We start from the raw sequence: 17,790 nt of genomic DNA, 5'->3' as shown, positions 1-17,790 counted from the left end.
AAGATGGGTAACGACCCGCTGTGAGGTGTGAAAAATGGCCATAGTTGATGTTAGAATTCTGGTTGAAGGGGCAAGCGACGTTGAGGTCGTGAGCAAGGCCCTCCAGAGCCTTGCCCTCGGTAGCGAGTACAACATAACGATATCCGCGATAATCCCGACAACGAACCTTGAGATAGCCAAGAGCGCCGTTGCCGGTGCCGATCTTCTTATAATCGCAACCGACGCGGACAGGGTTGGAAGGGAGCTTGCGGAGCGCTTTTTCAGTGAGCTCGAAGGGCTCGTAGGAAGGATAGAGCGCATGAAGATACCGCTCGGCCACGACCTTGAGCACGTTGATGTCGAGCTCGTCAAGAAGGAACTCAGGAACGCCCTTATAAGGGCCGGCCTCAAGAGCCTCCAGGTTCTCCCCGAGTACATGGGCCTAAGGAACGAGCTCCTCGACCTCAAGGGGCGCTGCGATGCAATATTGAGCGAAAAAAAGGACCTAGAGGCCCAGCTTGACGATTTAAACGCCCGCTACCAGGAGCTCTACAACGAGTACCAGCGCGTCAAGGCGGAGAACGAGAACCTCAACGAACTCCTCAAGAAGAGGGCCGAGAAGGTGTACAGGATAAGCGAGGTGTGGGAGAAGGCGTTCGGCGGCGAAGCGCCTGACGAGGAGTACCTCGCGAAGGCCGTTGAGGGTCTCGGCCTGAACGGAAAGGTCATCGTGGGACAGGGCTACATCTACGCCGAAAACGAAGAGCTCGTGTCTCAGCTCCTCAAGACGGTTTACCTGGCCCTCGGCCTCCTCGAGGACTTCAAGGAGGAGGAGCCCAAGGAGGAACCTGAGGTTCAGCCCGAGGAGGAGTTCAGGCTCGAGGAGTGAAGTGAAGGGGTATGGACGAGGTAATAGAGGAGTTCCGCACCTACCTCGAACTGGAGGGGAAGAGTCCCCACACGGTGCGGATGTACTCCTACTACGTGGAGCGCTTCCTTGAGTCGGGCGGGGATTTAAACGCCCGCTCTGCCCTTCGTTTTCTGGCCAGACTGAGGCGCAAGGGCTACTCGACTAAGAGCCTCCACCTCGTGGTTCAGGCCATCAAGGCCTACTTCCGGTTCGAGGGGATGGACGAGGAGGCGGAGAGGCTAAAACCTCCCAAGGTTCCCAAAAGCCTCCCAAAGAGCCTCAGACAGGACGAGGTGAGGAAGCTCCTGAACGTTATACCCCCCACGCGGGAACGCGACAGGCTCATAGTGCTCCTTCTCTACACGAGCGGTCTGCGCGTCAGCGAGCTCTGCAACCTGAAAAAGGAGGACGTTGACTTCGAGCGCTCCCTGCTTCACGTGAGGGGAGGAAAGGGCGCCAAGGACAGGGTCGTGCCCATTCCGAAGGCGACGCTCCAGCTGATAGAGCGCTACCTCAATGGTAGGGATGACGACAGCGAGTACCTCTTCGTTGAGGACAGGCGACAGAGCAAGGACAGGCTCTCCCCCAAGACCGTATGGTACCTCCTCCGCAAATACGGCGAGAGGGCCGGGGTGAAGGTTACACCGCACATGCTCCGCCACAGCTTCGCCACCCACATGCTCGAGAACGGCGTGGACATAAGGTCAATACAGGAGTTCCTGGGGCATTCGAGCCTTTCGACGACTCAAATCTACACGAGGGTTACCGTGGAGCACCTGAGAAAGGCCCAGGAGAAGGCGAGGCTTGTGGAGAGGCTTTTTGAGGACTAAAACCCAAGGAAGAACTTCCAGAGGGGCACGACGTTTGAAAAAGGACAAAAACCAGAAAAACGAACAAGATGAGGCCTCAGAGGACCCCTTTCCTCCTCAGCAGTGCCAGGTAGCTCGCGAAGGCTCCCGCGGATATCGTATCGCCGAGTCCGACCGTCGAGACGGGATTTTTAACGAGCCTTGTGGGGATTATGACGATCTTGTAGCCCCTCGTCCTTATCCTCTTTCTGGCCTCCTCGAAGCGGAGCTTCACGTATTCTCCCCGCTCGTTGTATGGAACCTTCTCCCCGACGGCCAGGTCCTCGGGACGGGTTATATCGCCAAGTGAAGCCCTTGTAGCCGCGAGAACCGTGGCAAGCTCAAGACTGCTCCTGAGCTCCTCCTCCTTCAGCGGGTTGGAGCTTCTGGCTATGTACATGATGTAGTAAATGGTGTGTATCTGGAGTATCTCGAGGTTGGCCTCGTCGAGGATGATCTTCCCTCCAAGAACGACGTCCTCAATGCGGTTGTAGTTGAATATCCTGTCGCTCAGGTCGGGGTAGCCCATGACGTTGAGAACGTGGGCTATCTCCGCCTCGTCCATGCCGACGCTGTCCGCCATGGGGAAGAGCTCCCTCACAACCTTCTTTCTGAGCTCCTTGTCCTGGATTGAAGCGAACTCTATGTGCACCTTGACGTCGTGGTTCTTCTTAAGGAGCTCAATGTCCCTCCTGGCGCGCGCTATGTAGTAATCGTCCGTCTTTCCGTCCGGATAGTGGCGCTTTATGCCCTGGTAGCCCGAGAGGATTATGCCATCAACGCTCTCGCCGATTTGAGGAAGGAAAGGCCTCAGCTCATCGCGCGTCTCGATTCTCAGCTCCGTGGGCCTCGAGGATACGATGAAGCGCCCCGAGAAGGGAACCTCTATCTCCTCCTCCCCGAGCCTAAAGCGCATCCCCTTCCGGAACTCGAAGATGCGGTTTATCTTAACGGGGTCGTCCTCGCGGTAGGCCTCCCGTGGAGGCTTAAAGGCGAGCATCTCGTTCTCGACGACAGGGTAGAAGAGGTTCGGCCTGTCAACGAACATCTCCGCCTGCTTCTTTCCCAGGAGAGGGGAGTAGGCTATGACCCTCTTGAAGTCGAGGCTGGCGAGGATGTTGGCTATGATGCCCACCTGCCCCCCTATTCTCTCAACGTCGTACTTGAAGTGTCCGTCAAACCAGTTGTTGAGGCTCTGGTCGAACATAGGCACCGCGTTGGGCTTTCCCGTCTTGAGGGCGTGGACGAGTCTTGCAACGAAGTCAAGGGGCTCGTCTATCTGCCTTGGGTACTCCTCAATTCTCTTCCTGACGTTATCCGCCCCGAATTCCTCAATAAGCGCCTGAACCTTCTCGGGTGTGAGGTAAACTATCGCGTCAACGTTGGTGTTGTAGGCGAGGTAAAAGCTCATGTCCTTGAAGGCCCCGGTAAACTCGCGCCAGTCCATATGTATCACCCTCGGTGAGTAGGATATTCAAAGGTTGGTGTGGCCCTTTAAAAACGTTTTTGCCCGCGAAACATGAGCCCGAGGTAAAGGAACCACCCGGTTATTGTGGCCGCCCCGACGAGCTCCGGAATCGCGAGCCCCCGAACTAACAGGGGCAGGACGAGCATGAGAGCAAAGGTCACAACGGCGAGGGCACTCCATCCCCTCTTCCCCTTCTTCCCTCCCACGAGCGCTATATCCGCCAGAGCGGTGGTGTAGAACAGTATGGCCGCAGGCGCATGGGGAGCTTTCTCCTCGGGGAATACGCCCACGAGGAACAGGAAAAGGGAAGCTATGGGCATGAGGTAGGAGTAGCCTTCCCTCGCCATCCCGACTGAGACCACGAACATCACCGTGGCGAGCAACATGATGAAGCCGTTGAAGAGGTAGCCCTTCGGGTTGTGGAGGGAGCCCATATCGCTGAGGGCGTTGTCCGTGAGCGAGAACCACGGGTTCTGGCTTATGACGAAGAGCAGCCCCACCACGAAAAGCAGGGGAATGGAGAGGGAGGCGTAAACGTAGAACCTCCTCACTACGGCTCCCTCCCGAAGAGCGCCCTGTGTATCTTCACGAACTCGCCCCACGAGCCCCTTATTACCGGGTGCCTGGGGACACACCAGCACTCATCCTCGGGAAGGACCGAGAGCTCGAAGGTGCCAATATCCTTCGCTATGCGGACTATCTCCTCTTTGTCGAGGCCAACCAGCGGGCGGATTATGGGGAGACGCGTGGCGCGGCTCACTATGAGGATGTTGTCGAGCGTTTGGGAAGCCACCTGCCCTATGCTGTCGCCCATCACTATTGCCTTGGCGCCCCTCTCGAGCGCGACGCTCTCAGCCGCTTTGACCATCCTGAACTTGCAGAGGACGCAGGTGTACTTCTCCTTCCCCATCTCCCTAAGCTTCGGTATGACCCTGTTCCTCTCCTTGGGCTCCACTATGATCGGCTCTTCCACAGGGCCGTATTCGGCTAACTTCTTCGCTATGAGCCCCACCTTCTCGTCCGTTTTCTCTCCAACGTGCATGTGAACGGGAATAACCTCCGCGCCCTTCGCGAGCATTAGATAAGCTGCCACGGGGGAGTCAATGCCCCCGCTCAAAAGGGCAACCACCTTCACAGCCCAACCCTCCTTCTCACTTCCTCAACGTACTCACACGGAAGGCCTATAAGCGGATAGAAAATCGGGACGTCAACCTTCTCGTTCTCCCTAACGAGCTCCTCGCCGAGCTCCTCCGTGAACCTTTCGACGTAGCGGCCCATCACGATGCCCTTGGCTCCAAAGTCCCTCACGAGCTTCATGGCCTCCTCAACCATCTCCCCCTCGCTCACCACGAGTTCACCCTTGGCGCCGTAGGCGTACTTCCTGAGCTTCCCCCAGAGGGCTCTGACCTCCTCGAGCTCCTCCTCCGAGCGCTTTATGTGGAGGGGGATAACTTCAACCCCGCGCTTCATCATGAGGAAGGAAGCCAAAGCGGAATTCGGCCCGCTGAGCAGTGCAACTACCTTTCCCTGCGTGCCTATCGGGAGCCCGCCCCACGCCGCGATTCTCTCCGTGAACACGTAGGCTTTTCCCTCCATGAGCTCAACGCCGACCTCTACCTCGTATTCGTGCAGGTTGACCTCGCTCTCCTCGTTCTCGAGGATGTACTCCCCGACCTTCGCCTGGAGCTCCGGGCTCTTGAGGGGAAACTCCTTGGTTATCCTCCGCGCGGTGACCCTAAAGCGGGGCCTTTCAATTCCGAGCTCCCGCTTTTTCTTCCTGAAGAGCTTGAGGGCGGTTTTGTTTATCTTTTCGAGCTCCGCATCAACCTCCATCGCGGGGGAGAGGGAGACTATCCCGAAGACCCTCGTTAAAGTTTCGGCCCCCCTGACGGCCTCGTTCGTTTTCACGAATACCCTTCCCCTTTTGGCCACGACCTTCTTGAAGCTCACCCCGTCGTCGAGGAGAGCCTCCCTAACGTTGTTTACCAGAAGGTTCTCGAACCATCTCCTCGTCTGGGCAGATTTGGTCCCAATCTCGCCATACCTGACTATGATTACGTTGTACATCGCCATCACCCCGACTATCCTCCGGTCGTTAAAAACCTTGCCTGCCCGGGAAGACCACGGTAATTTCGATGTATTTCTGAATCACGTAGTAGAGGAAGAGGGAGGTTGCGTAGGAGGACATGGCTATCAGCTCGTTCATCTCGAACATGTGAAGGGCCAGGTCTTCCTCCCTTGTCGTTGCACCTCTAAAGCTTCCCAGATATCTGTTTTTGAGCCATTTGTTAATCTCTATCACTGCAACAAGGAGAAAAACGCCCAGGATCCCCCAATCACGTCCAAAAGCCAGCATTAGGAAGAGGGTGGACGTCATCACGAGCCAGCCACCCACGATTCCGGCGAGCACGACGAACTCCATCATGGGTCGGTGTAGGGAGAAGGGAGATAAAAGCTTTGCTAAACAAACCTGAGAACCTCATCCACAGACTTCTTTCTCTTCCGGGGTTTTACCTCGCCCCTTGGCCTGCCGACGGGGATGACCCCAACAAGGGCCCACTCCTCCCCCAGCCCAGCCAGCTCCCTGACTTTCTCCTCTATGCCCCTAAAGTTCGTGACGCCGATGTACACCGTCCCGAGGCCGAGCTCCACGGCCTTCAGCATGAGGTTCTCTATCGCCAGGGCGGCGCTCTCAGCGCTCCAGAGGAACTCCACATCGTCAAACTCCTTCCCCTTAAGGAAGCGAACGTCCCTGTTGATGAAGACCGCGATGTAGGCGGGCGCCCTGAACATGCCCCCCTCAAAAATCCGCCCCCTGAGCTTCTTTATCTTCTCCTCGGGCAGGTTAACGGCGCGGTAGTACTCCTCCATCCCCTCGCCTATGAGCTCGTAGATTTTCTCCCGCGCCTCGTCGCTCTTAAAGACCACGAAGAGCCAGTTCTCAAGGCCGCTCGCCGTCGGCGCCCTTATGGCCGCCTCGATTAGGGCCCTTATCTCCCCGTCACTCACAGGCTCCTCCATGAAGTACCTCACCGACGTCCTCAGGTTTATGGCCTCGTTGAGTTCCACACGCACCACCGGAAAAAGCTGGGCGTTGGAGCTTATCAAAGTTTCCGGAACCAAAGGTTTAATAGGGCTCCTGCAGAGCCTTTGTAGGTGAGAATATGTACGGATGGAGGGGAAGGATAGGGCTTCTCGTGCCCTCGTCAAATACAACAATGGAGATGGAGCTCCACGAGGCGCTCCCGGAGGGTGTTTCACTTCACACGTCCAGAATGCCGCTGAGGAACGTGACGGAGGAGGAGCTCCTCAAGATGGAGGCCCTCGCCGTCGAGGGTGCCAAGCTTCTGAAGGATGCCAACGTGGACATAATACTCTACGGCTGCACCAGCGGCTCTTTTATTGGCGGGAAGAACTTTGAGAAGGAGCTGGAGGCAAAGATAGAGAGGGAAGTAAACCTTCCGGTTGTGAGCACGAGCTCGGCCGTTCTTGAGGCGCTGGGAGCTGTTGACGCGCAGAGGGTTCTCGTGATAACGCCCTACACCGACGAGATAAACGAGAGGGAGAGGGAGTTCCTTGAGGCCAACGAGTTCGAAGTGCTCGACATAAGGGGCCTCGGCATCGAGGACAACACCCAAATCGGAAAGCTGGAGCCCTACGAGGCCTACCGCCTTGCCAAGGCCACCTTCATGGACGAGGCAGACGCTATATTCATCAGCTGCACCAACTTCAGAACTTTTGAGATAATCGAGCTCCTCGAGGAGGACTTTGGAGTTCCCGTGATCACGAGCAACCAGGCCTCGCTCTGGCTCGCACTCAGGGAGCTGGACATACACGATGTCATCCCGGGCCTCGGAAGCCTCTTTGAGTACTAAAACACCCTCGCGTACCCCCATTTTTTCACACTTGTGAGGATGGAGGTTTCGGTGCTCTTTATTCCCTCTATTCTGCCCAGCTTCTCAAGGAGGAAGTTCTCAAGCTCCTGGAGGTCTCTCACGGTTACCTGCATGAGGACGTCGTGGGCACCCGTGGCTATACCCAGAACGTCAACCTCCCCGAGGCGGGAGAGCTCTTCGACCGCGGACTTGACCTTCCCGGGCTCTATGTCCACCGCGATGAAGGCTATAATCCCGTAGCCGGCCTTGAAAGGGTTTATGAGCGCCGCGAACTTCCTTATAACCCCCTTCTCCACGAGTCTCTTCACCCTCAGCCTCACCGTCGATTCAGGAACCTTCAGGCGCCTCGCCAGCTCCGTGTAGCTCATTCTCCCGTCCTCCTGCAGGAGGCGGAGGATATCCCTGTCCAGATCATCCAGTCTCATCTTCACCACCAACTTAAATAGTCTTATACGAAATTTTAAATTTTTTCGGTATTATATTGCTGAATTCGCAAAATCGAGGCGAAAATTCTATTAGTTTCAAACGCGTATAGCATTCAGGTGATAACGTGCGTAAGGAAGAGGTTGTGGAGCGATACTCCCGGGTTTTCCCAAGGGCAGCCCGCGTAAGCTACGCTCCCATAGTCGGCGTGAGGGCGGAGAACGCCCGCGTGTGGGACATTGAAGGGAGGGAGTACATAGACTTCCTTGCCGATGCCGCCGTTCAGAACGTGGGGCACAACAACCCCCGCGTGGTGAAGGCGATAAAAGAAGGGGCGGATAAGCTGATCCACTTCACGTTCATCTACGGTTTCCCCGTGGAGCCGCTCCTTCTAGCGGAGAAGCTCTCCGAGATTTCACCCATAGAGGACACCAAAGTCCTCCTTGGCCTCAGCGGGAGCGATGCGAACGATGGGGCGCTGAAGCTCGCGAGGGCATACACGAGGCGGAGGGCGGTTTTGAGCTACCTGAGAAGCTACTACGGGGCCACCTACGGTGCCATGAGCGTGACGGGCCTCGATTTCGAGGTTCGCTCCATAGTGGGGGAGCTCAGCGGGATTCACTACATCCCCTACCCCAACTGCTACCGCTGTCCCTTTGGGAAGGAGCCGGGAAGCTGCAAAATGGAGTGCGTGGACTTCATCAAGGCCAAGTTCGAGGGGGAGGTCTACGCGGAGGGCACCGCTGCCCTCTTCGCGGAGCCGATTCAGGGAGACGCGGGGATGGTGGTTCCACCGGAGAACTATTTCAGGCGCGTTAAGAGAATTCTCGACGAGCATGGAATTCTCCTCGTCATGGACGAGGTGCAGAGCGGCATGGGTAGGACGGGGAAGTGGTTCGCCATCGAGCACTTCGGGGTTGTCCCGGACATAATAACCCTGGCCAAGCCCCTAGGTGGCGGTTTGCCGATAAGCGCGATACTGGGGAGGGCAGAGATTATGGACTCCCTCCCGCCCCTAGGCCATACCTTCACGATGAGCGGGAACCCCGTGGCAAGCAGGGCCGCTTTGGCGGTCATCGAGGAGATAGAGGGAATGGACCTCCTGAGGAGAGCAGAAAAGCTTGGAAACCACGCAAAAAAGAGGCTTAAGGGGATGAAGGAGGAGCACGAGCTCATAGGGGACGTGCGCGGAAAGGGCCTTATGATCGGCGTTGACCTCGTTAGGGACAGGGAAACCAAGGAGCGGGCCTATGATGAGGCCAAGAAGGTCGTGTGGAGGGCTTACGAACTTGGCCTGATACTCGCGTTCCTGCAGGGCAACGTGCTCAGAATCGAGCCTCCCCTGACGATAGAGGAAGAAGTCCTCGATGAAGGGCTTGATCGGCTCGAGAGGGCCATAGCCGATGTTGAGGAGGGGAAGGTGGGGGACGACGTCCTGAGGAAGATACAGGGGTGGTAAGCCTCCTTACGTTCCTCACTTTCACAACCATTAAGCAAACGTATAAAAACTCCAAGCACCAGTAAGTATCCGGTGAAAGCTATGAGAAGGAAAATTTTTGCCACGCTTGTGGTGGCGTTTGTGTTCCTCGCCTACGCGGGGTTTGGAAGCGCCTACAGCTTTTCAGTGAACTCCACCAACTCGGTGATAGTGCTCCCGACCACCAAGGTCGTCAACAACACCCCGCTCCACATAAACGAGGACGCCATAGCCGGAGCAAAGCTCGGTGCATTCCTCGTCCTCCAGGGGATAAAACCCTCAACGTACACCGACAAGGTGGATGTGCTTGTTGAGTACCACAGCCTGCCCTTTGGTGACGACAATGCCCTCCACTACGTGGAAGGCTCAATCATGCCCGACCTCAGCACCGAGGGCCTTGGCATAGACGGCTTCGCGACGGCGCCCCCGATTGGGAAGAAGGTCGCTGTCAGGGCAAACCTCTCAAAGGTCTATCTCAACACCTCCACGAAGAAGGTCGTCTTTGAGGACAGGGCGGTTGAGATAATCTTCAACCAGAACAGTACGCCCCTGAGCCTCGGGGACTCAAAAACTGTAACCGTCTCAACCCAGGTTGACGGCAAGGACAAAATGTACATATACTCCCACGATGAGGAGAGCGATACGGCCGCCCTCGGGGCGACCCTCGAAGTCGGTGGATGGAAGCTAACGTTCCAGGACATAGACGTCAACCAGGAGAACACCTTCGTGAAAGTCACATACCCAAGCGGGTACACCCAGAACAGGATACTATCAAAGGACAAGTACTACGTCTTCTACATTGACGCCAACAACAACGAGGACTCCGAGGAGCTTAACGACGCGAGTGCGAGGGTTCAGGCCCTTCAGGAGGCCGGTGCCAAAAAGATATTCGTGTTCTCACCAACGGGCTTCTTCGTGGGAATCGGCGGCACTAAGCAGGTGCAGTACTCCTACGACTACTACGAAAAGCTCAAGGAGTACAGCGATGGAGACGTCTACACCGGCCAGTGGGTGTGGGACATTGACCCTGCAAACAACCTCTTCACGCTCTACCTCCACGTTGACCCCGACAACGGGTTCCCGAGCGTTGAGCTCGTCAACAACCAGTGGATAACCCTTCCCTTCGGAAACCTCCGCCTCTACGTGGAGATTGAAAAGGACGATGATGGAAACGTCGTGGACTACTCCTTCAAGTGGGCCCAGACCCAGAAGGTGCAGACCCAGGTGCAGGTGCAGACCATCAACGCCAACGTTATAGACGACGTCCACAAGCTCATCATGAGCGATGAGGAGCTGACCTCCCTTCCAAGCAACAAGAACGTCATAATAATTGGCGGATGGGTGAGCAACAAGGCCTGGTCGCTCCTCGAGCAGGTCTATGGCAAGTCAACCATAGACGGGATAAAGAACGAGGTCCTGAGCGAGGGCTACGTGGTCAAGATACTCGACAACCCCGACAACCCGACGTACAAGGTCATAATCCTCGCCGGAAGGGGCTATCCGGAGACGGCGCAGGCCGTTGAGGAGTTCATGCAGAACGCATGAGCCCAAAACCGAGCGCCCCTTTTCCCTATTTTTGAAAAGGTTGATGGACAAAAAGTGAAAGGGACTCTTATTTTCACTTGTCTTATTTCACTGCAGAACGATTATCCAGCCGATTTAAACACGACGTAATGCTTCTTTTTCTCACTAATAAGTTTTTCGGAGATGATATGCAGGGGCGCACGCTTCGATAATTTTATAAACGCACCGATATACGTTCAAACATGCTGGGCCAGTACGGAAGGGACGCTAAGATACTCATAGGGGCCAATGCAATAGGCCAGTTATTCCTCCAGTTCTCCGTCTTCATAATGCCCTTCTATCTCCGGGCCCTGGGCTACGGAATGGACGAGATGGGGCTTTTCTTCTCCACCCAGACCTTCGTGGGAGGGCTGTTCTTCCTCATCGCTGGAAAACTCTCCCTCAAGTTCGGCTATAGGAGAACGCTCATACTCGGGGCTCTGCTGGGCCTGATGGGGCGAATCCTCCAGGTGCTGGCGATAAACAGGTACGTCCTCCTCCTCGGTTTCTTCCTCGTTGGGGCGAACATGGGCATAAGGCAGCCCAACTTCTCGGCACTGCTCAGCGAGGAGGTGGGGGATAGGTTGAGGCACCATGCCTTCTCAATAAGCTTCGGACTCGGCACGATATTCAACGCCCTCGGCGTCCTCGTTGCCGGCTCCTCCCCCGATTTCCTCATGAGAACCTTTGGCATAACGGAGGGTATAGCCTACCGCTTGGTCGTCTCGATGGCACTCCTTCAGTTCGCCCTCGTGATACCCGCGCTGGCAATAATACGCGATGTTCCGGTTAAGAACCCCCGCATCAACTGGAGGAGGGAGCTTGTGGTCAAGATACTCAAGTTCTCACTTCCGAGCGCCCTCATCGGCCTCGGGGCAGGGATAACGATTCCCTACATGAGCCTCTACTTTAACATACGTTTTGGAACCACGCTCGCGGCGATAAGCGGGGTGTTCTTCTTCCAGCAGCTCGTGATGGGCCTTGGGTCGTTCATCCTCCCCAAGCTCGTCGAGAAGATCGGTTCGGTCAACGTTATAGCATCTTTCCAGCTAACAGCCGCTATTCTCTTCGCCACGTTCCCCTCCATCGGGTTCTTTCTCATTGCCGCCGCCCTCTACATAGTCCGCTCCATCCTGATGAACATAGTGTGGCCCATAAACGACTCCTTCATGATGGGCTTCTTCACCACGGAGGAAAAGGCCACCGCCGCTGGCATAAGAAGGGCCTTTTCGACCTTCATGCGCGGTCTCGGCAACTACATTGGGGGCTTCCTCTTTTCAATCTCCCTCAGCTACCCCTTCTACACGACCGCTGGCCTCTACGTGCTCGCGACGCTGATATTCTACGGCTTCTTCTCAAAGCACAATCGTGTCTAAGCGCTTCGATAGGTTTATAAACGGATGTCCAGAGGCCCGACCATGGGACTCAGGAACTACCTCGGCTTCAGCAGGGACGCTTATCTGGTGGTGGTTTATTCATTCTTCGGCTGGTTAGGGGGTAACATAGCGTGGTTTGTGCTCCCCTTCTACTATCGCTCCCTTGGAATGAGCTACTCTCAGATGGGGCTCCTCTTCTCACTCTCAACCATTTCACAGGCGGCCCTGCTCCTTATAGCGGGGCCCTTAAGCGTTAAAATCGGCTACAGACGAACCATAATGACTGCGCTCGCCTTCTTCCTCGCGGGAAGGCTCCTCCAGATACTCTTCCCGGAGTTCATGTTTTTAGCCATCGCCTCGGTTCTGCTCGGCGTGGGCATGGCCCTAGAGGGGCCGGCCTTGATGTCCCTCCTCAGTGAGGAGGCTAGTGAGAGGAACCGCCACTACCTCTTTTCCCTAAACTCCGCCCTCGGGACGATTGGAGCCGGTGCAGGAATGCTCCTCGGTGGATTTTTGCCGAAGACTCTCGATTACCGCGGCACGCTTGAGGTGGCGGCTCTATTCATACTCATCCAGTTAATGGCGATAGCCCTCGTCTCGCCCGTGCTCAAGCGGGAGGCGAAGAGGGTGCACTTCGAGCGCGAGATGGCCGTTAAGCTCCTCAAGTTCTCCCTTCCGAGTGCTCTCATAGGGCTTGGAGCCGGGATAACGATTCCATACATGGGATTGTGGTTCAATGCGCGCTTCGGGACGAGTCTCGAGAGCATAGGAGGCCTCTTTGCCTTTCAACAGTTCATAATGGGATTCCTCACATTCCTCCTTCCCATGATAGCGGACAGGTTCGGGAGCGTCAGGACGATAGTGGGCTTCAACGGGAGTGCAAGTGCCCTTATAGCGGGCATGCCCTTCATCCCCACCTTCCCCCTGGCTGCCATCGTCTATACGGTCAGAACGATTCTGATGAACATCGTTAACCCCATATGGGACGCATTCATGATGCGCTTCTTCTCCGTTGACGAAAGACCAACCGCTTTAGCTCTCAGAAACCTCGCGTGGACGCTCACCTTTGGAATGGGCCAGTACCTGGGCGGCCTTATCTTTGACCGCTCCCTCGTAATCCCCTTCCTCCTCACGGGATCCCTCTACGGGCTCTCCATGGCGACATTCTGGGCCTTCTTCAAGGGGGAGGAATAGAGTCACCAGCCCTCGAGGAGCTCATCAGTCCCGGCGTCCCTTATGCTGTAGTGCATATTATTGTAGGCGTGAATGCTCCTCATTGCTCCATCCTCCGTGCCAACCACGAGGAGTATCAGCCCGTCCTCATCCCACGGGTTTTTGATGACCTCAAAGGCCCTGATGCTCCCCGTGTAGGTCTTTCCAGTTACATTGCTGTAAACGGAAGTTCCGTTCGCCCTTATTAGCATGCGCCCCTCAAGCTCCTTCAGGAGTTCACTGTCCGGGAGGAGAATGAGGACGAGGTTGTTTTTGAGGTCGTCACCCTCAATTTCATCCTCCCGCTTCACGCTCAACCCGAACTTATTCCCTATCCATTCCGCGAGGTAACGCGTAGTGGTACCCCCATGATAAACCACGAGGCCGCCTTTTTCGGAGAGCCTCTCCGCAAAATCATTTACGGTTGGCCATTCGGGCAGTTCAACGTTTTTCCCACCGTTGGTCTTTTTGTACACATTCCCTATGATCTCGGCGAGCCTCGGCATGAAGTCATCGAAAGTTCTGTACCTATCTCTGTTGGGAACGTACTCGTTCACGTACGCGTTGTAGACCTCCTCAATGAAATAGAAGCCCCTCGCTTTATCGGCGAGGAGACTCTCTCTCGCGGCCGCTTCCCCTCTGGTTTCCCTTAGGTAATAAGCCTCAAACGCCCTGACGAGCGTCTCGTGCAGCATTGTCTTGAAGTTCTTATATGCCATGTCCGACATTTTCTCTCTGACCGGGGTGAACAGAGCCTCGTAAGGCTCAAAGAGCTCGTAGTTTCTATCAACTGCAGGATTCACGAAGCTGTGGGCGAACTCGTGGACGGATGCACCACAAAACTCCGGAAGGTTCCCCTTAAAACGGCATATCCCGAGAAAGCTGTAAATCTCCTTTCCTTCTTTCCCTTCAACCCAACCGCCGAAGCTGTGGTGCACAAGTCCCATCTGGAGGATTATATCCCATGAGGCCGCCTTCTCGCCAAAGAACTCCTCCTCGAACTTGGGAATTCCAGCGAGATCAGGGTTCTCCCTTACGAACTCGTTGATGGTGGCGTTGTAGAGCTCCACATGCTCATTGTAGAACCTCCAGAAGTCGGTCTCCTCTGCAAACTCTTCTACCGCCTCCACGAATTCGTTTAACTCTTTTTCATCCAGCCACGGCCTGTCCCTGAGCATGTCACTCCAGTTCCTCTCGAGTTTAAAGGTGTCTGGATTGAGATGAACGGCGAACCTTGGAACCGCGTCGTAGGTCAAACCTTTTTTGGATAGCTCCCTCGCTATCTTAACCGCTCTCAACTCCCTGTACTTTCCAAAGTACTCGTCTATATCCCTTAGATACTCATAGTTTTCGGGCGATACACCCACCTTCTCCGGTGCCACCTGCTTTTGGTACCACTCCGAGCTGGAGATGCGGTATATTACCTCCACAAGCTCCACCCTCGGGTCCACTGAAACGTATACGTTGTCAGACAACCCTATTCTCACGAGGTGCAAACTCTCATGGGTGGCGTTGGAGGGTTGGGATACTGGGGAGGATACGCACCCACCCCCGATGACAATGATGATTACGAGGAACAGAACTATTGGACGTTTCGCCATGGACACCACCAGAGGTACTAATCTCCCAAACGTTAAAAAGTTTATGAAATTGAATTCATGCTTTGTAGTCGGATGCTCTCGTGATTTACCCGGAAACATTGCGAAGGATAAATGCTTAAAAGTAAAGATGGATATATCAGGGATATGACTGGAGGTAATAAGGATGGAGTCTCTTGTGGAGATATACAAAAAAATCCATGACGATGTGGACAGAGTGATAGACGAAATCCACATGCAACTGAGGGTTCCAGATAACGTCAGGCGAGCCCATGCACAGGCGATGAAGGAGTACATCAAAAACCTGTGTTACGGGAACATTGATAAGGAAGCTCTGATAACCTCCGGGAGAGTACATCTAGAGGAGTACAATTTTGATTTTGGACACTTTCTAAAGGTACACTACGAACCTGTACTCAACAAGATTATTCCCCTCATGATACGTGCTTCCGGTGGAGACGCCACCCTTGTGCATGAATTCATAAAACGACTTGTCGAGGGGAACTCGTACATGGAGCAAGGATGGGTTGAGGCTCTTGTTGACGAGCTTATGACAACTGAGAGAAACATTGGGGAGATCAACACTTCAATGAGCGAGGTCTCCCAGGCCCTATCTCAGATATCTGAGAGTACACAGACCATCTCGCTCGAGACACAGGAAATAGCAAGAATGGGAGATGAGTCACTTGTTGAGCTTTCAAACACTATGAGAGAGCTTGATAGCATAATGAACCGTGGAAAAGAGATAAGTGAAAGCCTAGGAGCAATCTCCCGGAGAAGTGAAAGGGAGAGCACGTCCCTTCAGGGCCTCAAAGAGGAGCTTGAACAGCTCAGAGGACATCTCAATGAGATGCTTGAAAAGAATGCCGAGGTCACAAAAAACGTGAACGTCATATCCGACATAGCCAAACAAACAAACCTTCTAGCCCTTAATGCTGCCATTGAGGCAGCGCGTGCCGGTGAGGCTGGGAGGGGCTTTGGAATAGTCGCCGACGAAGTTAGAAAACTTGCGGAAGACAGCAGGCAGGTCGCGGAGAGGATTAGAGCAATAGCGTTGGCATCGGAGGCCACCACGAAACTGACCGCCAGAACAATAGAGGAGAATATCGAAAAGATTCTGCCCGCTATCGAGAATATTTCAACGATAACCCGGGAGCTCAGCCTCCATTCGTCTGAGATGGAGGAGTTCCTTAATTCCCTGCTGGATGTATCTCGTACGCTTGAAGAGTTCGAGAACTCCCTCCAAAAGGTTACCGACAACGTTAACTCCACAATGAGCGCTATGGAAGAACAGACGTCCGCCATTGAGGAGATAACCGCATCCGCCGAAGAAATCACCGCAAATCTGGAGGAGCTGCAAAGCAAGATTAAACGCGTTGTTACAATACTCAGAGAGGGGCTTCGTGGATAGATCTCCCCCTTTTAATCCCCGGCGGCACAAGACTAAATAGGCCCAATGTCAAAGTTTAAACCGGTGGTTGTTATGCCGGAGGAGGCGCTCATAGTTGTTGACATGCAGCGGGACTTCATGCCGGGTGGAGCACTCCCAGTGCCCGAAGGTGACAGGATAATCCCGAGGGTGGAGGAGTACATAGAGGAGTTCAGAAAGAGAGGGGCCCTCATCGTGGCCACCCGCGACTGGCATCCCGAAAACCACATCAGCTTCAGGGAGAGAGGCGGTCCGTGGCCGGCCCACTGCGTGCAGGGGACCCCTGGAGCGGAGCTCGTCGTGAAACTCCCGGAGGAGGCAATAATAATCTCCAAGGCCGACGAACCGGACAAAGAGGCCTACTCGGGCTTTGAGGGCACCAACCTGGCGGAAATTCTCAAGGAGAAGGGCGTTAGGAGGGTTTACGTCTGCGGTGTGGCCACCGAGTACTGCGTGAGGGCCACGGCCCTCGATGCAGCTAGGCACGGCTTCGAGGTGTTTCTACTTAAGGATGCCGTGAAGGGCATAAAACCAGAGGACGAGGAGAGGGCCCTGAAGGAGATGGATGATAGGGGCGTTACGGTGCTAACCCTTTGACCTTCTTCTCCTGTTGAGCCTCTTCCACTCCCTCACGAGGGAAGCGAGCAGGTTGAAGATTATCGGGCCGGCTATTATCCCCTTTATGCCGAAGGCCATCGCGCCCCCTATCATACCGAGGAGAACCATCGTGGAGTCGAGCCTCGCCTCTTTGGCCACCAGCCTTGGCCTTATCGTGTAGTCGGGCAATGGGGAGACGAGGACAAAGCCGTAAACGGCGAGCAGAACCCCCTTGAGGAGGAACCCATCCCGCACAAGAACCCACGCGGCTATGGCCCATATCATCCAGCCCTCGAAGAGGGGTATGAAGCTGAAGAAAACCGTGAGGAGCCCTCCGACTATGGCTCCCCCCGTGTCGGTCACGTCGAATATGATGAGCCCTGCGGTCATGACCAGGCCCTTGAAGAGGTTCAGGAGAAGCCAAGAACGCACGAGAGCATCGAGGGTCTTCGTTATCCCCGACACTAAATCCTCCGCGAGCTCGCGCTCCTCCGTGGGTATCAGCTCGCGAAGATAGCGCCGTATCTCCGAGGAATTCACGAGGAGGTACTGCATGAACACGAGAAACACCAGCGACTGAATCACGTAGCCCGGGAGGGAGAAGGTGTAGCTCAACAGCCTCTCCTGGAGGAGGGGTAGGAGCTGAACCTGGAAGTTCTTTATGGATGTCTCGACGGAAACAGGGAGCCCAATGGAGTAGAGCCACTCGAAAACGTCCGTGGTGTAGGCATAGGCGGACGATAGAACATCGCTGAGTGTCATGACGGCTACGATGGCGACCCCAACTATGGAGATGAGGAGCAGGGAAGCGAGGAGAATGGACGACCAGAACTCGCCCACCTTCCCTGAGAGCCTTCTGTGGACGGGGAGAAAGGCGTAGGCAACGACCGCACCGAAGAACAGGGCCGAGAGCATAGGCCTAATCATAGCCCAGGCAAGGTAGAGTACCACGAGTGCAACCACGGCCCAGACGGCAACGTTAGTGCGCTTCATGGGGAAAATTTTGTGCACAAA

At 55.2% G+C, this 17,790-nt stretch carries 17 protein-coding genes and 1 pseudogene; 9 read left to right on the top strand and 9 right to left on the bottom strand.

The window, feature by feature from the left end:
- Nucleotides 1–34 precede the first annotated feature (34 nt).
- Both PFER_RS11505 and xerA read left to right on the top strand, forming a co-directional pair.
- A complete protein-coding gene (locus PFER_RS11505; protein ID WP_048152542.1) occupies nucleotides 35–868 on the top strand; it encodes a toprim domain-containing protein in 834 nt (277 codons plus the stop codon).
- 11 nt (nucleotides 869–879) lie between these two features.
- Nucleotides 880–1,719: a site-specific tyrosine recombinase/integron integrase gene (xerA, locus tag PFER_RS11500; protein ID WP_048152540.1), complete on the top strand. Its 840-nt coding sequence runs from the start codon at nucleotides 880–882 to the stop codon at nucleotides 1,717–1,719.
- Between the two features lie 76 nt (nucleotides 1,720–1,795).
- On the opposite strand, the gene pfkC is transcribed toward xerA, so the two are convergent.
- The 6 genes and pseudogenes from pfkC to PFER_RS11470 all read right to left on the bottom strand — a co-directional run bounded on the left by pfkC (nucleotide 1,796) and on the right by PFER_RS11470 (nucleotide 6,274).
- On the bottom strand, nucleotides 1,796–3,184 hold the full coding sequence (gene pfkC, locus PFER_RS11495) for an ADP-specific phosphofructokinase (RefSeq protein ID WP_048152538.1): 1,389 nt from the start codon (nucleotides 3,182–3,184) through the stop codon (nucleotides 1,796–1,798).
- A 47-nt stretch (nucleotides 3,185–3,231) separates the two neighbouring features.
- Nucleotides 3,232–3,756, bottom strand: a complete 525-nt coding sequence (locus PFER_RS11490; RefSeq protein ID WP_048152536.1) for a DUF998 domain-containing protein — start codon at nucleotides 3,754–3,756, stop codon at nucleotides 3,232–3,234.
- Nucleotides 3,756–4,337 (bottom strand): annotated as a pseudogene (locus PFER_RS11485) (7-cyano-7-deazaguanine synthase); the annotation flags it as partial. The gene PFER_RS11490 and the pseudogene PFER_RS11485, both read right to left, overlap by 1 nt.
- Complete coding sequence (locus PFER_RS11480) at nucleotides 4,337–5,272, bottom strand: tRNA 4-thiouridine(8) synthase ThiI (RefSeq protein ID WP_048152532.1); 936 nt, start codon at nucleotides 5,270–5,272, stop codon at nucleotides 4,337–4,339. The pseudogene PFER_RS11485 and the gene PFER_RS11480, both read right to left, overlap by 1 nt.
- Before the next feature lie 28 nt (nucleotides 5,273–5,300).
- Nucleotides 5,301–5,630, bottom strand: coding sequence for a hypothetical protein (locus tag PFER_RS11475; RefSeq protein WP_048152530.1), 330 nt, complete (start codon nucleotides 5,628–5,630; stop codon nucleotides 5,301–5,303).
- 35 nt (nucleotides 5,631–5,665) lie between these two features.
- The gene (locus PFER_RS11470; RefSeq protein ID WP_048152528.1) at nucleotides 5,666–6,274 is read right to left on the bottom strand and encodes a nitroreductase family protein; all 609 of its coding nucleotides are present in this window, start codon (nucleotides 6,272–6,274) and stop codon (nucleotides 5,666–5,668) included.
- 95 nt (nucleotides 6,275–6,369) lie between these two features.
- Between PFER_RS11470 and PFER_RS11465 the strand changes: the two genes are divergently transcribed.
- Nucleotides 6,370–7,080, top strand: a complete 711-nt coding sequence (locus PFER_RS11465) for a maleate cis-trans isomerase family protein (protein WP_048152527.1) — start codon at nucleotides 6,370–6,372, stop codon at nucleotides 7,078–7,080.
- On the opposite strand, the gene PFER_RS11460 is transcribed toward PFER_RS11465, so the two are convergent.
- Complete coding sequence (locus PFER_RS11460; RefSeq protein WP_048152525.1) at nucleotides 7,077–7,526, bottom strand: Lrp/AsnC family transcriptional regulator; 450 nt, start codon at nucleotides 7,524–7,526, stop codon at nucleotides 7,077–7,079. The two genes, PFER_RS11465 and PFER_RS11460, sit on opposite strands and share 4 nt — an antisense overlap.
- 125 nt (nucleotides 7,527–7,651) lie before the next feature.
- Here PFER_RS11460 and PFER_RS11455 point away from each other — a divergent pair, with 125 nt between their 5' ends.
- The 4 genes from PFER_RS11455 to PFER_RS11440 all read left to right on the top strand — a co-directional run bounded on the left by PFER_RS11455 (nucleotide 7,652) and on the right by PFER_RS11440 (nucleotide 13,134).
- Nucleotides 7,652–8,983 (top strand): leucine/methionine racemase, encoded by a 1,332-nt coding sequence (locus PFER_RS11455; RefSeq protein WP_048152523.1) that lies wholly within the window; start codon nucleotides 7,652–7,654, stop codon nucleotides 8,981–8,983.
- Nucleotides 8,984–9,064: 81 nt separating this feature from the next.
- Entirely contained in the window at nucleotides 9,065–10,546 is a 1,482-nt protein-coding gene (locus PFER_RS11450) for an S-layer protein (RefSeq protein WP_048152521.1), read from the top strand.
- A 221-nt stretch (nucleotides 10,547–10,767) separates the two neighbouring features.
- A complete protein-coding gene (locus tag PFER_RS11445; RefSeq protein WP_048152520.1) occupies nucleotides 10,768–11,940 on the top strand; it encodes an MFS transporter in 1,173 nt (390 codons plus the stop codon).
- Nucleotides 11,941–11,982: 42 nt separating this feature from the next.
- Nucleotides 11,983–13,134 carry an MFS transporter gene (locus tag PFER_RS11440; protein WP_048152518.1) on the top strand — a complete coding sequence of 384 codons (1,152 nt, stop codon included), beginning with the start codon at nucleotides 11,983–11,985 and terminating at the stop codon, nucleotides 13,132–13,134.
- 2 nt (nucleotides 13,135–13,136) lie between these two features.
- Here PFER_RS11440 and PFER_RS11435 read toward each other — a convergent pair whose 3' ends face one another.
- The gene (locus PFER_RS11435; RefSeq protein WP_048152515.1) at nucleotides 13,137–14,753 is read right to left on the bottom strand and encodes a DUF4932 domain-containing protein; all 1,617 of its coding nucleotides are present in this window, start codon (nucleotides 14,751–14,753) and stop codon (nucleotides 13,137–13,139) included.
- 163 nt (nucleotides 14,754–14,916) lie between these two features.
- On the opposite strand from PFER_RS11435, the gene PFER_RS11430 reads away from it, so the two are divergent.
- Together PFER_RS11430 and PFER_RS11425 are read left to right on the top strand one after the other, a co-directional pair.
- On the top strand, nucleotides 14,917–16,161 hold the full coding sequence (locus PFER_RS11430) for a methyl-accepting chemotaxis protein (RefSeq protein WP_048152512.1): 1,245 nt from the start codon (nucleotides 14,917–14,919) through the stop codon (nucleotides 16,159–16,161).
- A gap of 72 nt (nucleotides 16,162–16,233) precedes the next feature.
- Nucleotides 16,234–16,776, top strand: a complete 543-nt coding sequence (locus tag PFER_RS11425; RefSeq protein WP_048152510.1) for a nicotinamidase — start codon at nucleotides 16,234–16,236, stop codon at nucleotides 16,774–16,776.
- Here PFER_RS11425 and PFER_RS11420 read toward each other — a convergent pair.
- Entirely contained in the window at nucleotides 16,765–17,769 is a 1,005-nt protein-coding gene (locus PFER_RS11420; protein ID WP_048152507.1) for an AI-2E family transporter, read from the bottom strand. The genes PFER_RS11425 and PFER_RS11420 overlap by 12 nt on opposite strands.
- Nucleotides 17,770–17,790: the final 21 nt, after the last annotated feature.

Origin of the sequence: Palaeococcus ferrophilus DSM 13482, from assembly GCF_000966265.1 — an archaeon.
Classification (GTDB): Archaea; Methanobacteriota_B; Thermococci; order Thermococcales; family Thermococcaceae; genus Palaeococcus; species Palaeococcus ferrophilus.
The sequence above is the reverse complement of the archived record's forward strand: the minus strand, read 5'-3'. Positions and strand labels throughout refer to the sequence as shown.